The organism is Pseudomonas sp. BS3767, assembly GCF_900099665.1.
In the GTDB taxonomy this organism is placed as follows: domain Bacteria; phylum Pseudomonadota; class Gammaproteobacteria; order Pseudomonadales; family Pseudomonadaceae; genus Aquipseudomonas; species Aquipseudomonas cerasi.
Window position 1 is genome coordinate 766,410 of record NZ_FNCX01000002.1, and the last position, 12,835, is coordinate 779,244.

Genomic DNA, 12,835 nt, shown 5'->3' on the forward strand with positions numbered 1-12,835 from the left:
TAGCCCGCCTTGGCCGCCATCGCAAAAATCGAATCACCCACGATTATTTGTAAAGTCATTCACGTCCATCGGTACCAATTTTTTATTAAATGAATACTCACCGCCGAGTTCATAAAATTTCGCTTTGGTGTAAACATAGATTTTCTTGCTGGTCGCAAACATAAATGTGTCGGAAGACGCCATATCAGCAAATCGCTCAGCGCCAGAGGTATGCAGAAAGACGAGATCATTGCCTACCACCCCCAGCAGGCCTTGACCCCAATTATCATACTTTAAAAAATCTTCTAACTCTCTATGCCCCGCACATTCAGAAATACCGTGCTCAGGACAATCAACAGGAATCAACGGACGAAAATCGTATAAATCAATGTCGCCAATACTCAAACCGCCGACGAACATCTCGTTGCCGCTCATAGAGACACTAAGACTGCGCCACTTTTTGTCATCACCCAAGGGAAAAACCACCGAAAAAAGATGTGGATCTGCGCCCTTTATCTTTCGTCCCCCATAGTAAACAGAAATATCGTCTTTGGCGTAATAGGCAAGCTGATCAGTCTGCCAGTCAACACCCCCCTGAAGGCTGCCCTCCAGCGGCTTGAAGGAAGGCGAGTAATGTGCCACCAGGTTAAGCTCGCGCGTCTCGATCGAGTTGATCTGACCTTGTTTTGATAACAGGCATGAAAACGAAAAATTACTAACCGCTCCTGAGGCATCACCGGCGCCAGTGATGCAGGGTTTCTCCTTATAACGTACTTGGTTCATCCAATAGACGTCGTCGTCAAGCACCACGTAATGGGCAGAAAGAGTACGAAGATCCGAAGAACACTTTCGTGTCTTCTTTTTTGAATCATCAATGGTCCCGTCTCCATTGAAGCGTCCGCTAACAACCTCCTCGCATACGACATTGATATGATCATTACCCATATCACCGGGCAGAGCTTCATATACGGCATGGCCAACAAAACCCAGTACTGCCAGCCCTCCCGCGATTATCAACAGTCTAGGACCCGGTCTCACATACATCTCCTTATGTTTAGTGCTGCTGGAGGCTGACAGACTTGCTTCGCCTCATTATTCATGACAAGCATGTTATGACGAAGAGCGTTACAAACTGCGTCCCCACGCAGAGTGTGGAACGAGCGACTGCATTCAGCCCGCCTTGGCCGCCATCGCCGTTACTTCCACGCGCATGCCTTCAACCGCCAACGCAGCCACACCCACTGCTGCGCGCACGGGCCACGGCTTTTTGAAGAAGCGTTTGTACACTTCATTGAAAGCCGCCCGGTCCGCCATGTCGGTCAGGTAGATGGTCAGGTGCATGACCCGGTCCATCGAGCTGCCGGCGCGTTCGAGGGCGTCTTTAAGGGCACGCAGGGTGCATTCGCTCTGCTCGGTGATGCCGCCCAGTTCCAGGCTACCGTCGGGATGAGTAGGGATCTGGGTGCTGACCAGCACGCCGTTGAAGTCGGCGACGTCCGACGAGATGGACTCCGGATCTGGATCGGGGGTAAAGGTGATGTCTGCGTTTGCCATGGGATCTCTGCTTTGCAAAGGATGGAAAACGCCAAGCCTACCCGAGCGACAGGTGGGGGTCGAGCCGTGGGCTTTGTCGCGGAAAGTTGAAATGCGCCGCGTTGCTCTACAGAATCGCGCCCGGACCCGGCCATGCTGTCGGACGTTTGGGGTGAAAGGGGTTGCCGTTGAACGAACAGAGATTGTCCATGCGACTTGAGCGTGTGGCGACGCACGTACCCGCCGGTGCACGGCTGGCTGATATCGGCTCGGATCACGGTTATCTGCCGGTCGCGCTGCTGAACCGCGGCGCCATCTCGGCGGCGGTGGCTGGCGAGGTGGCATTGACGCCGTTCTGCGCAGCCGAGCGCACCGTGCGCGAGAACGATCTGGAGGATCAGGTCAGCGTGCGCCTGGCCGATGGTCTGGTGGCGATCGAAGCGCAGGACGCGATCACGGCGATCAGTCTCTGCGGCATGGGCGGCGAGACGATTCGAGACATCCTTGAAGCGGGCAAGGCGCGCCTGAGCGGTCAGGAACGCTTGATCCTGCAACCCAACGGCGGCGAGCAACCGTTGCGTGTCTGGCTGATGGAGCATGACTACCGCATCGTCAGCGAAGAGGTGCTGCGGGAAAACCGTTTCGACTACGAAATCATCGTCGCCGAACGCACAGGCCCCGTTAAGTACACGGCTGAGGAACTGTATTTCGGCCCGCTGCAGATGCAGGCGCGCAGCCCGGCGTTTCTGCTCAAGTGGCAGCGTTTATTGGGCAAAAAACAGAAAACGCTGAACAACTTCGAAAGAGCACAGAAAGGCGTGAGCGAAGAAAAAGGGCAGGAGGTTGCGCAGCAGATTCGCTGGATTAGCGCATTGCTGGCCTGAAAATCGAACTCATGCCCGAACCTGCTCTCAAACCCGCATGATCCGCAGTTCAGGCTTTTATGGCGCCTCAAGCTGGTGGTGTCAAAGTTGCAATGTGTGACGCGGAGCGTCACGAACTGCATTCCCACGCGGAGCGTGAGGAACGAGAGGTGTGCGGGAGATTACTTCTCGTGACCATGCGCGGCGCAGGGCAATCAGCCCGGCGCGCCTGTTTGTCTCGCGCCAATGCTCTGCGTGAGGAGCGAGAGGTGTCCGGGAGAATGCTTCTCGTGACCATGCCCGGCGCGGGCAATCAGCCCGGCGCGTTTTCTGTACAACCATCGACGGGAGCAACACGACCATGTATTCAGACGCACTTTCCTGGGGCCACGGGCCTCGTCTGTTCGAGGTCTTCCTTGAGCCAACCTGCCCCTTTTCGGTCAAGGCCTTCTTCAAGCTCGATGAACTGCTGGCTCAGGCAGGAGAAGACAGGATCACGGTCAAAATCCGCCTGCAATCGCAGCCCTGGCACATGTTTTCGGGTGTCATCGTGCGCTGCATTCTGGCGGCTGCGACCCTTGAAGGCGGCAAGCAAAGCGCCAAGGCGGTCATGACGGCGGTTGCGTCGCACCGTGAAGAATTCGAGTTCGAACACCACGCCACCGGCCCGAACATGGACGCGACGCCCAACGACATCATCGCGCGCATCGAGCGTTACAGCGGCCTGGCGCTGGCGGAGGCATTCGCTAATCCCGAGCTTGAACAGGCCGTGAAATGGCACGCCAAATACGCTCGCCAGAACGGCATACATGTTTCGCCGACCTTCATGATCGACGGTCTTGTGCAGCCGGGCTTGAGCAGTGGCGACCCCGTGTCGAAGTGGGTCGCAGAATTGGGTTGAGCGGCGGGCTCAACCCAGCGCACCGATCCGCTCATTGATCCATTCACGGCTGCGCGCCAGCGCCTTGCGCGCCAACGTGGTCGGGAAATGGATGAAGCCGTGCGGCGACTCGGGCATGAGGTGCATTTCGACCTCTGCCGAGTTGGCCCAGCGCTCGGCCATTTGCAGTGTGTCATCCAGCAGCGGGTCGATCTCTCCGACGAACATCAGTGCGGGCGGAAGGCCGGTCAAATCGCCATACAGCGGTGACAGTGGCGGCTCGCGGCGTTTATCGTCGCTTCGGTCGGGGGTAAGCGCGCGCATGGCGCCGACCATGCCCGGACCGTCCAGCACCAGCGTCTCCGGCCCTGCGGTACGCACGCTCTTGGTGCCCGTCAGGTCGTAAACGCCGTAGTACAGCACCGTCCCCACTATCCGCTCGAGCAGATCAGGTCGGCTTTTCAATTTCAGAAGCGTGGCTGCGGCAAGATGTCCGCCAGCGGATTCGCCGACCACGATAACCGGCAGGCCGGCAAACTCCTCGCAGTCTTTGCCCAACAGCCAGCAGGCGGCAGAAAAACAATCCTCCATCAGGCCCTCGATGGGGGTTGTTACAGCAAGTCGGTAATCAACCGAAACAATGGCTACGTCGCAGGCGTTGACCATGCCGACGTTGAGATCATCGTTCATCTGGGCATTACCGATCACCCATCCGCCGCCGTGGATGTCGAACACCACGCCCTTGGGTTTACCTTTGGGACGGATGATGCGCACGGGCACCGGTACGTTATCCGAGCTGACCGTTCTTTTCTCGATGCGCAGGTCATGGCCTCCCGGTTTCAGGGCGCTGCCGATCTGAGCTGCACGCAACAGCGCCTGAATCAGCCGGGGCGTGACGCGATTGCGAATCTGGAAACGCGGCATCCGCGCGAGGGTTTTATTAAACCGTCGTACTTCTACCAATTCCTGCTCACTGGAAGGCCAAGGCTGTTTTGTGTCCACTTTCTGCTCTCTTGTCAGGCTGACGTATGCAGGGGCGCGCAAAGCGGTTTGCCCCCACCTGTACCTGAGAGGCTTTTAGTCGTAGAACGGTTCAACGGATGCCCGACTGCCCACGAAAAAACTGTCCGCGACCAGCCGCAACGGTTGCAGGTCCAAGTCACTGGCTTTATCGCCGATCAACTGTTGGAAGTGGCGATACACCGCTGCGTACTCGCCCTCTTCCGAAACAGCCTGACGCACGCCATCGATACTCAACACTGCACCGCCGCTGTCCAGGCGCAACGTCCCCTCAGCGCAGCGAATCTCGATGCTCCAAAGCTCGTCGTGACCATGATCGAAATCGAACTCGGCGCGGATATCGAGATGGCGCGTGTCGGACATTTTGATGGACGCAGCGATAGGCGACTGGCAATTGCTCGGCACGCGCAGTTCGGCAGACTCGACGAACAATGACAGTGGCAGCAGGTGGGTCACGATCGACAGGGCATTGATGCCCGGATCGAACACGCCAAGGCCACCGGGCTGCCAGATCCACGCCTGACCGGGGTGCCATTTGCGCACGTCTTCTTTCCAGTCGATCTGCACGCTGTGCAGGGTGCGGGCGGACAACCACTCACGCGCCGCTTCGATACCCTGCGCGTAACGCGAATGCCAGGCAAACAGACCGCTGACGCCCTGCTCTTGCACCTGGGCCACCAACGCCATCGCCTCACCCAGGGTCGCGCACGGCGGTTTCTCGACCAACACATGTTTGCCAGCCGCCAACGCTTCCTGCACCAGGGCAAAGCGACCTTGCGGGGGCGTACAGAACGCAATCGCGTCAACCTGCAGCCCGCTCGCAAGCAGTTCGCCCAGGGATTTGAAATTCTCTACCCCGGCGCACGGCTGGCCTTGCGTGGCCACGGCCACCAGCTCAAACGCGGGGTTGGCGTGGATCGCCGGGACGTGTTGATCCTGCGCAATCTTGCCGTAGCCCACCAGACCGAGACGAATCGGTTGCATACATGACTCCTGAGTTTTTGTAGTTATCGTGCGGCACAGTAAACCAGATGTTAATCGTGGTCGGTAAGGGGCATCGGCGCGGGAGCTGTGTTCCTGGCCGATCTCACCTTCGATAATCTTCAGCGCCCGCTCAGGGCCTTCGTGAGCAAGCTCACTCCTACCACTGCGATGGCTCCGCATCCCATGTGGTTAACTTAACGGCCGCAGAACCACGCCATCACTCAATAGTCTTAGCCTTGCAGTCATTGCCTTGTATAGTTGCCCTCTTCATCTCAGGAGCTTTCCATGCGCATTCCTTCTCGCTTGATCGGTGGCGTTCTGGTCGCCACGTTGCTGACTCAGATTTCGGCCTGCGGCAGTATTTTCTATCCTGATCGTCGTGGTCAGATCGATGGCAAGGTTGACCCGGCCATTGCGGCGCTGGATGCTTTCGCGCTGCTGTTCTATATCATTCCAGGGGTGATTGCGTTTGCGGTGGACTTCGCCACTGGTGCGATCTATTACGGGCCTGGCGAGCATGCGCAGATCGATCCGCAAAAGCTGCAAAAAGCGCTCAAGGCTGACGGCAGTGTCGACAACACCAAGCTGCAAGCCATCATTGAAACCGAGCTGGGCCGTTCCCTGCCGTTGAACGATCCACGCCTGATCCAGCACAAAGGCAGTGTCGAACAACTGGCAGCACTGGGTCTGGTCCCGGCTGCCTGATATCAATTCCGTTCAAGGAAGCGTCATGAGCACCACTGCCGAACATTCCCGACTGCTGCGTCTCGCGACACGGGCCTCGCTGGCAGTTGCCACGACGCTGATCCTGGCCAAGGGCGTTGCCTGGTGGCTGAGCGGTTCGGTGAGTCTGCTGGCCGGTCTTACCGACTCACTGCTCGATGGCGCCGCCTCGTTCCTCAACCTGCTGGCGGTGCATTACGCACTTAGGCCTGCAGATGACGATCATCGCTATGGCCACGGCAAGGCGGAAGCGCTGTCGGGCATGGCGCAGGCGTTGTTCATCACCGTCAGTGGTGTGCTGATTGCCGTTCAGGCGGTCGAGCGCATCCAGAATCCCGAACCGCTGGGCGCGCCGCTGCTGGGCATGGTCGTGATGGTGGTTTCCATCGCGCTGACGATCGCGCTGCTCACCCTGCAATACCGGGTGATCAAGGCGACCGGCTCGGCAGCGATCCGCGCCGATTCGCTGCACTACCGTTCAGACCTGCTGCTTAACGCCAGCATTCTGGTGGCGCTGACGCTGGCGTATTTCGGCTGGCAACAGCTGGACGCGTATTTTGGGCTGGGCATCGCGCTGTATATCTTGTGGAGCGCCTTTCAAATCGCCCGCGAAACGATATCGGTGTTGATGGATGCGGAGTTGCCGGCCGATGTCAGCACTCAAATGCTGGCACTGGCGTGCGATGTGCCGGGCGTGCTCGGGGCGCATGATCTGCGTACACGAATCTCCGGTAATCACTGGTTTGTGCAATTGCACCTTGAGCTACCGGGCACCCTGACGCTGTCGGTCGCCCACGCCATTTGTGATCAGGTGGCCGACGCCATTCACAAGCAATTCCCGAAGGCCGAAGTGCTGGTGCACGCCGACCCTCAGGAAGTCGTCAAGCAGGCCAGTGCCTGACCGGCATCAGTTGACGCTGTAACCTCGCCCCGCCAGGCACGCGCCCATCGAGCGACGATACAGATCGACCATGTCAGGCGATGGCTGACCGGTGACATTGGCCGGGTCGAAACCGCTTTGCTCCGCAGCCCAGCGGTAGCACTGGTATTTATCCAGCTCGACCTGCTGCGGGCTCTGCCCGTTGGCAGGGTAGGCCACCGGATCATAGCCATTGCCCTGTTGTTCGGCCGGCGGAGCCTGATACACGGCTTCGTTCTGCGGCGGATTGACCACCACATAGTCCTGACTGTCCGGCTGGTAGGCGTAATAGGTGCCGGCAGCCAGAAACAGCAGGCTGCTGCCGATCCATACTTCCTGAGAGTAGGACGGTAGTCTGCTGACACGCACGCCGTAGGGCGGTGTCACCACGACATAACGCGGGCCTTGCGGGCGATACCAGTAGCCACCCGAGTAGTAATAGTCCTGCCCACGATAGGGAATACGCGAGTAGCCACCCGGTACACGATCTATCGCATAGCCAGGCCGGTATTGCGGGCCGGGTCCCCAGCCATTGCCACGCCCATCGGGGCGTCCTTCCCAGTGATCATTAGGGCGACCGTTACCGGCCTGCCAGTTGCGGTTGTTGCCGCGTGGAATGTCCTGGTAATAGCCCTGACGCGGCGGCTGGGTTTGCCACGCCTCTTTCGGGCCGCTCTGAATCGGCAGGTTGTCCTGAGCCTGGCGCAACTGCTGACGCTGCTGGTTTTGCTGCTGCTGAATCTGGCGCTGCTGATCGCGCTGTTGCTGCTCGATCTGCTGTTGCTGCTGGCGCTCGACGTTGCGCTGCTGAAGCTGCTGTTGCTGGATCTGCTGCTGTTGCTGACGCTCGACCTGACGCTGCTGGTTCTGCTGTTCCTGAATCTGGCGTTGCTGATTGGTCTGCTGCTGGTTGATCAGTTGTTGCTGCTGACGCTCGAGCTGGCGCTGCTGGTTTTGCTGCTGTTGGATCTGCCGCTGCTGATTGCTCTGCTCTTGAGCACGCTGTTGCTGCTGCTGACGCTGCTGCGCGTTTTCACCAGGGCTGCCGTAAAGCGGATTGCGCGGCGGTTCATCACGTTCGTCGGCCAGCGCGTGAGCACTGATGCTCAGACACAACAGACTTACACCCGCAAACTGCCAGATGCCAGATTTCATGCTTTCCTCACTAGAGCGCGGGTTGACGTCATTAAGACTGTTTAAGCGTAGCGCCGTTCTGCGCACTTTATCAGCAGACAAAGAAAAGGGGACCAAATGGCCCCCTTGAGATACTTCGTCCTGGCGCAGCGCTTTTGACGCTGGCTCACCTCATGCCGTCTTCTGGACAGTATGTAGCCCGGGGGCCTGACACACCCTGTTGGGTGGGAGGCCGCGACTGGCCTGATTCGGCGGGTCGCGCTGGACGCTGTGTCCGGGCAGTGATTCTGTTTAAAAGAATAGGCCTGAGGCTGAGGCAGAAGATTGCTAATATTGCGGATTGAAACATTACTTGCGCAATTTTTGACTTCAGATGAATAATCCAGCGCAATTGAATTGATAATGGGGTGCATCGTGAGCAAGCTCGACAGATACGACCTGAGCATTTTGGCTGAATTGCAACGGGACGCACGGATATCCAACCAGGAATTGGCCGAACGCATTGGTCTGTCGCCGTCGCCCTGCTCGCGCCGGGTCAAGCAACTGGAAGACGACGGTTACATCGTGCGCCAGGTTGCCCTGCTGGACCGCAAGAAACTGGGCCTGAACCTGACCGCCTACGTGCTGATCGGCATGGACCGGCACACACCCGAGCGCTTCGAGAACTTCGAGCAGCAGATCCGCAACCTGCCTCAGGTACTGGAATGCAGCCTGGTGACCGGCATGGACGCGGACTATCAACTGAAGGTGGTGGTGCCGGACATGGATCACTATCAGAAGCTGCTGTTGGGCCATCTGACCCGCATCGAAGGCGTGACCAGCGTCAAGTCGAGTTTTGTCCTCAATCAAGTGCTGGCCAGCACCGAAATGCCGCTGACTCACCTGCGCAACTGAGCCAGCACCGGTATCACAGTTTTGCGGCGACTTCCCTGTACTGGCCCTGATCCAGGCCCTCCAGCGTCCAGTCGCCAATCCTGACCCGCACCAGCCGCAGGGTCGGCAAGCCGACGGCAGCGGTCATACGCCGCACCTGCCGATTGCGCCCTTCCTTGATCACCAGCTCCAGCCAGCTTGTCGGCACACTCTTGCGAAAGCGCACGGGCGGGTTGCGCGGCCAGAGTTGCGGTTCATCGAGCCGCCGCGCTTCGGCGGGCAAGGTCGGCCCGTCATTGAGCTGGACACCGTCGCGTAACTGCTGCAACTGCTCATCGCTCGGCTCGCCTTCGACCTGTACCCAGTAGGTCTTGGCCAGCTTGTGCTTGGGATCGGCAATGCGCGCCTGCAATTGGCCGTCGTTGGTCAATAGCAGCAAACCTTCGCTGTCGCGATCCAGACGCCCGGCCGGATAGATGCCGGGGATCTTGATGAAGTCCTTGAGCGTGGCGCGCCCTTCCTCATCGCTGAACTGGGTCAGCACGTCGAAAGGCTTGTTGAACAGGATCAGCCTGGGCTCGGCCGGTGGCGCTTTGGCGACACGCCGGGCAGTGCCTGTCGGTGTGGAGGCAGGACGGCGGGATACGGGGCGTTGGGTGCGGGACATGAGAATTCGGCAATCGGAAAACAGAAAGGGCCACTTTAGTGGCCCTTGGTGCAAATACCAATCTATTAACGGCAAGCCATCAACGGAATGGCGGCTCGTCGAAGCTGCGCAGTTTGCGTGAGTGCAGCGAGTTCACCTCGGTACGCAGCAGGTCCAGCGCAGCGATGCCGATTTTCAGGTGCTGACTGACAGCACGCTCATAGAACGCATTCGCAGAACCCGGCAGCTTGATTTCGCTGTGCAGCGGCTTGTCGGATACACACAGCAACGTGCCGTAAGGCACACGCAGGCGATATCCCTGAGCAGCGATGGTGCCGCTTTCCATGTCGACCGCCACTGCGCGCGACAGGTTGATCAGCGGACGTTCCTGAGCCCAGCGCAGTTCCCAGTTACGGTCGTCATAGGTCAACACCGTGCCGGTGCGCAGGCGCTTCTTGAGCTCTTCGCCGCGCTCGCCGGTAATCTGCGCAGCCGACTCCTGCAAGGCCAGTTGCACTTCGGCAAGCGCCGGAATCGGGATATGGGGCGGCAGTACGCGGTCGAGAATCCCGTCGCGACGCATGTAGGCGTGAGCCAACACGTAATCGCCGATGGTCTGCGACTGACGCAGGCCGCCGCAGTGACCGATCATCAGCCAGCAATGCGGACGCAGCACCGCGAGGTGATCGGTGATGTTCTTGGCGTTGGACGGGCCGACGCCGATGTTGACCAGCGTCACGCCATGACCGTCTTCGGCGATCAGGTGATATGCCGGCATCTGATAGCGGTGCCAGACCACGCTGGCGACGATGGCCTGGGCTTCTTCCTGGCCCATGCTCTTGTCGACCACCACGTTACCCGGCAGGACCATGCGCACGAAACGCGGGTCTTCGCGGAGCTTTTCCAGGCCGTGCAGAATGAACTGGTCGACATAGCGATGGTAGTTGGTCAGCAGGATCCACGGCTGCACATGGCGCCAGTCGCTGCCGGTGTAATGCACCAGACGGCGTAGCGAAAAATCCACCCGCGCAGCGTCGAACAGCGCCAGTGGCAGCGGATCGACGTTGGCCCAGTCGTAGAGGCCGTCGGCAATGCCGTCGGTGGCAGCCGACAGGTCGGTGCTCGGGAACACTCGTGCCAGCGCCGCCGCGGTGACGCCCGTGCCGGCCAGCTCATCGCCCTGCTCGACCACGTAAGGATAAGGAATGCTCTGCTCGCTCATACCGACTTCGACCGTCACGGTGAAATCGTTCATCAGCGGGACAAGTTGTTCGAGCAGGTACTTTTTGAAGGCCTTGGGCTGCGTGACGGTGACGCTGTAAGTGCCCGGCAGTTGCACCTTGGCGTAGGCGCGCGTAGTGACCGGCACTTCGCCCTGGCATTTGTAGACCAGGCGCAGTTCCGGGTAGCTGAATTGCGCTCGCTCTTCGGCAGTGGGTTCAACGCGGTCTTTCAGGTAGCGCTTGAGCGCCTGACTCAGCGCACTGGTGGCGCGTTCATGCAGCTCGGCGAGCCGTTCTACAGCCTGCTCGGCGGTGTCGACAACAACAAAGGCTTGGGTCACGATTCATGTCCTGTCTGATCTTGCAGACGTGCATCGTAACGGGTTCGCGTGCTCATGCCACCTGCGGCGAGGCCCTTTGCAGCAATGTTTCTACGTCAACACCCTTGGGCAAAGCGCCATACACCCGCCCGCCAGACACCAGTCGACCGGCAATGAAGCCGTCACTGACCGCCGCGTTACCCGCTTCCAGCAACAACGTGCCCTGCAAAGCGATGGCGATGTCTTCGGTCAGTTGGCGGGCGCGGTACTGAATGTCGCCGGTGTCCTGAAACGCCGCCTTGAGCTTGCCGATATGTGCCGCCAGCTGCCGGTCGCCATGTCCGTCGCCCAGTTCGTCGAACAGCGCATCGAGTGCGCCGGGCTCCTTGGACAGGGTTCGCAGCACGTCCAGGCATTGCACGTTGCCGGAGCCTTCCCATGTCGAGTTGACCGGCGCTTCGCGGTACAAGCGGGGCAGAATGCTGTCCTCGACATAACCGGCGCCGCCCAGGCACTCGGCGGCTTCGTTGATCATGGCCGGGGCGCGCTTGCAGATCCAGTATTTGCCCACTGCCGTGACCAGACGCACAAAACGCTTTTCGTGGTCATCATCCAGGTGATCAAGCGCGCGCCCCATCCGCAGGGTCAGGGCCAGCGCGGCCTCGCTTTCCAGTGCCAGATCAGCCAGCACGTTCTGCATCAACGGCTGCTCGGCGAGCAACCGGCCACTGACCGTACGGTGCGCGCAATGGTGAGTCGCCTGAGTCAGCGCCTGACGCATCAGGGCACTGGAGCCAATCATGCAGTCGAAACGGGTCATGGCGACCATTTCGATGATGGTCGGGACGCCGCGCCCTTCTTCGCCGATCATCCATGCCAGCGCGCCACGAAACTCGACTTCGCTAGAGGCGTTGGACCAGTTGCCGAGCTTGTTTTTCAGGCGCTGAATGTAAAACTCGTTACGCGTGTCGTCCGGCCTATGGCGCGGCAGCAGAAAACAGCTGAGGCCCTTGTCGGTCTGCGCCAGGGTCAGGAATGCATCGCACATCGGTGCCGAGCAGAACCATTTGTGCCCGACCAGCTCGTAGGCCTGGCCGGGGCCGCCTGCTCCCACCGGGAACGCACGCGTGGTGTTGGCGCGCACGTCGGTGCCGCCCTGCTTCTCGGTCATGGCCATGCCGATGGTCGCGCCACGCTTGTGCGCAATGCCCACGTTGCGTGGATCGTACTCAGTCGACTGCACCTTGGGCAGCCAGATTTCAGCAAGATCCGGTTGCAGCCTGAGCGCAGGAACGCTGGCGAAGGTCATGGTCAGCGGACAGCCGCTGCCAGGGTCTGCCTGGGTATGCAAATAACTCATGGCCGCACGCGCCACGTGAGCGCCGGGCTGCGGATCGGTCCATGGCAACGACGGGATGCCATGCTCGATGGCCGTGCTCATCAACTGGTGATACGCCGGGTGGAATTCGACCAGGTCGATGCGGTGCCCGTAACGGTCATGGCTGGCAAACTCAGGCTTGTGCTGGTTGGCCAGAAAGCCCGCCGCCATCAGCGGGCCACCTGCCAGCGCACCGTAGGCATCGATACGCGACTGCGCCCAGCCCGCCCCGAATCGCCTGCTCCATTCCTGAAGTGGCACGTCGATACGGTAAAGGTTTGCCCCGTCCAGCAGCGGCGGTTGATTGGTGACTTCGTGGGTTTCGGCGAATTGATTCAGGTTCATGAGTCATCTCCTGCC

14 protein-coding genes are annotated in these 12,835 nt (G+C 59.7%); 6 read left to right on the forward strand and 8 right to left on the reverse strand.

Going from position 1 to position 12,835, the window contains the following annotated elements:
* Positions 1-33: 33 nt before the first annotated feature.
* The gene (locus BLR16_RS07915; protein ID WP_080484237.1) at positions 34-1,023 is read right to left on the reverse strand and encodes a DKNYY domain-containing protein; all 990 of its coding nucleotides are present in this window, start codon (positions 1,021-1,023) and stop codon (positions 34-36) included.
* Positions 1,024-1,149: 126 nt separating this feature from the next.
* Positions 1,150-1,533: a RidA family protein gene (locus BLR16_RS07920; RefSeq protein WP_003340858.1), complete on the reverse strand. Its 384-nt coding sequence runs from the start codon at positions 1,531-1,533 to the stop codon at positions 1,150-1,152.
* Between the two features lie 167 nt (positions 1,534-1,700).
* On the opposite strand from BLR16_RS07920, the gene BLR16_RS07925 reads away from it, so the two are divergent.
* Entirely contained in the window at positions 1,701-2,396 is a 696-nt protein-coding gene (locus BLR16_RS07925; protein ID WP_280178560.1) for a tRNA (adenine(22)-N(1))-methyltransferase, read from the forward strand.
* Between the two features lie 340 nt (positions 2,397-2,736).
* Positions 2,737-3,276 (forward strand): DsbA family protein, encoded by a 540-nt coding sequence (locus BLR16_RS07930; protein WP_058398058.1) that lies wholly within the window; start codon positions 2,737-2,739, stop codon positions 3,274-3,276.
* Positions 3,277-3,285: 9 nt separating this feature from the next.
* Here BLR16_RS07930 and BLR16_RS07935 read toward each other — a convergent pair whose 3' ends face one another.
* Both BLR16_RS07935 and BLR16_RS07940 read right to left on the reverse strand, forming a co-directional pair.
* Entirely contained in the window at positions 3,286-4,257 is a 972-nt protein-coding gene (locus tag BLR16_RS07935; RefSeq protein WP_044309524.1) for an alpha/beta hydrolase, read from the reverse strand.
* Positions 4,258-4,332: 75 nt separating this feature from the next.
* Positions 4,333-5,259, reverse strand: a complete 927-nt coding sequence (locus tag BLR16_RS07940) for a Gfo/Idh/MocA family protein (RefSeq protein WP_074805240.1) — start codon at positions 5,257-5,259, stop codon at positions 4,333-4,335.
* Positions 5,260-5,544: 285 nt separating this feature from the next.
* Between BLR16_RS07940 and BLR16_RS07945 the strand changes: the two genes are divergently transcribed.
* A complete protein-coding gene (locus tag BLR16_RS07945) occupies positions 5,545-5,964 on the forward strand; it encodes a hypothetical protein (RefSeq protein ID WP_003368770.1) in 420 nt (139 codons plus the stop codon).
* 25 nt (positions 5,965-5,989) lie between these two features.
* Complete coding sequence (locus tag BLR16_RS07950) at positions 5,990-6,883, forward strand: cation diffusion facilitator family transporter (protein ID WP_054081967.1); 894 nt, start codon at positions 5,990-5,992, stop codon at positions 6,881-6,883.
* A gap of 6 nt (positions 6,884-6,889) precedes the next feature.
* Here the strand turns inward: BLR16_RS07950 and BLR16_RS29245 are convergent, their stop codons facing one another.
* Entirely contained in the window at positions 6,890-7,609 is a 720-nt protein-coding gene (locus BLR16_RS29245; RefSeq protein ID WP_058398091.1) for a DUF6515 family protein, read from the reverse strand.
* Between BLR16_RS29245 and BLR16_RS29250 the strand changes: the two genes are divergently transcribed.
* Positions 7,601-8,101 carry a hypothetical protein gene (locus BLR16_RS29250; RefSeq protein ID WP_345945905.1) on the forward strand — a complete coding sequence of 167 codons (501 nt, stop codon included), beginning with the start codon at positions 7,601-7,603 and terminating at the stop codon, positions 8,099-8,101. The genes BLR16_RS29245 and BLR16_RS29250 overlap by 9 nt on opposite strands.
* A gap of 336 nt (positions 8,102-8,437) precedes the next feature.
* The gene (locus tag BLR16_RS07960; RefSeq protein ID WP_003419292.1) at positions 8,438-8,929 is read left to right on the forward strand and encodes an Lrp/AsnC family transcriptional regulator; all 492 of its coding nucleotides are present in this window, start codon (positions 8,438-8,440) and stop codon (positions 8,927-8,929) included.
* A 13-nt stretch (positions 8,930-8,942) separates the two neighbouring features.
* Here the strand turns inward: BLR16_RS07960 and BLR16_RS07965 are convergent, their stop codons facing one another.
* From BLR16_RS07965 to BLR16_RS07975, 3 genes are all read right to left on the reverse strand, one after another.
* Entirely contained in the window at positions 8,943-9,575 is a 633-nt protein-coding gene (locus tag BLR16_RS07965; RefSeq protein ID WP_003368776.1) for a pseudouridine synthase, read from the reverse strand.
* 79 nt (positions 9,576-9,654) lie between these two features.
* Positions 9,655-11,118: an AMP nucleosidase gene (amn, locus tag BLR16_RS07970; protein ID WP_003368777.1), complete on the reverse strand. Its 1,464-nt coding sequence runs from the start codon at positions 11,116-11,118 to the stop codon at positions 9,655-9,657.
* Positions 11,119-11,170: 52 nt separating this feature from the next.
* Positions 11,171-12,820, reverse strand: a complete 1,650-nt coding sequence (locus tag BLR16_RS07975; RefSeq protein ID WP_074805248.1) for an acyl-CoA dehydrogenase family protein — start codon at positions 12,818-12,820, stop codon at positions 11,171-11,173.
* Between the last annotated feature and the right edge of the window lie 15 nt (positions 12,821-12,835).

Excerpts from the sequence above, each read along its gene's own strand:
- BLR16_RS07975 (WP_074805248.1), bottom strand. The coding sequence starts at position 12,820 with ATGAACCTGAATCAATTCGCCGAAACCCACGAAGTCACCAATCAACCG.
- BLR16_RS07965 (WP_003368776.1), bottom strand. The coding sequence starts at position 9,575 with ATGTCCCGCACCCAACGCCCCGTATCCCGCCGTCCTGCCTCCACACCG.
- BLR16_RS07945 (WP_003368770.1), top strand. The coding sequence starts at position 5,545 with ATGCGCATTCCTTCTCGCTTGATCGGTGGCGTTCTGGTCGCCACGTTG.
- BLR16_RS07960 (WP_003419292.1), top strand. The coding sequence starts at position 8,438 with ATGGGGTGCATCGTGAGCAAGCTCGACAGATACGACCTGAGCATTTTG.
- BLR16_RS07930 (WP_058398058.1), top strand. The coding sequence starts at position 2,737 with ATGTATTCAGACGCACTTTCCTGGGGCCACGGGCCTCGTCTGTTCGAG.
- BLR16_RS07920 (WP_003340858.1), bottom strand. The coding sequence starts at position 1,533 with ATGGCAAACGCAGACATCACCTTTACCCCCGATCCAGATCCGGAGTCC.
- BLR16_RS07940 (WP_074805240.1), bottom strand. The coding sequence starts at position 5,259 with ATGCAACCGATTCGTCTCGGTCTGGTGGGCTACGGCAAGATTGCGCAG.
- BLR16_RS07950 (WP_054081967.1), top strand. The coding sequence starts at position 5,990 with ATGAGCACCACTGCCGAACATTCCCGACTGCTGCGTCTCGCGACACGG.
- BLR16_RS07915 (WP_080484237.1), bottom strand. The coding sequence starts at position 1,023 with ATGTATGTGAGACCGGGTCCTAGACTGTTGATAATCGCGGGAGGGCTG.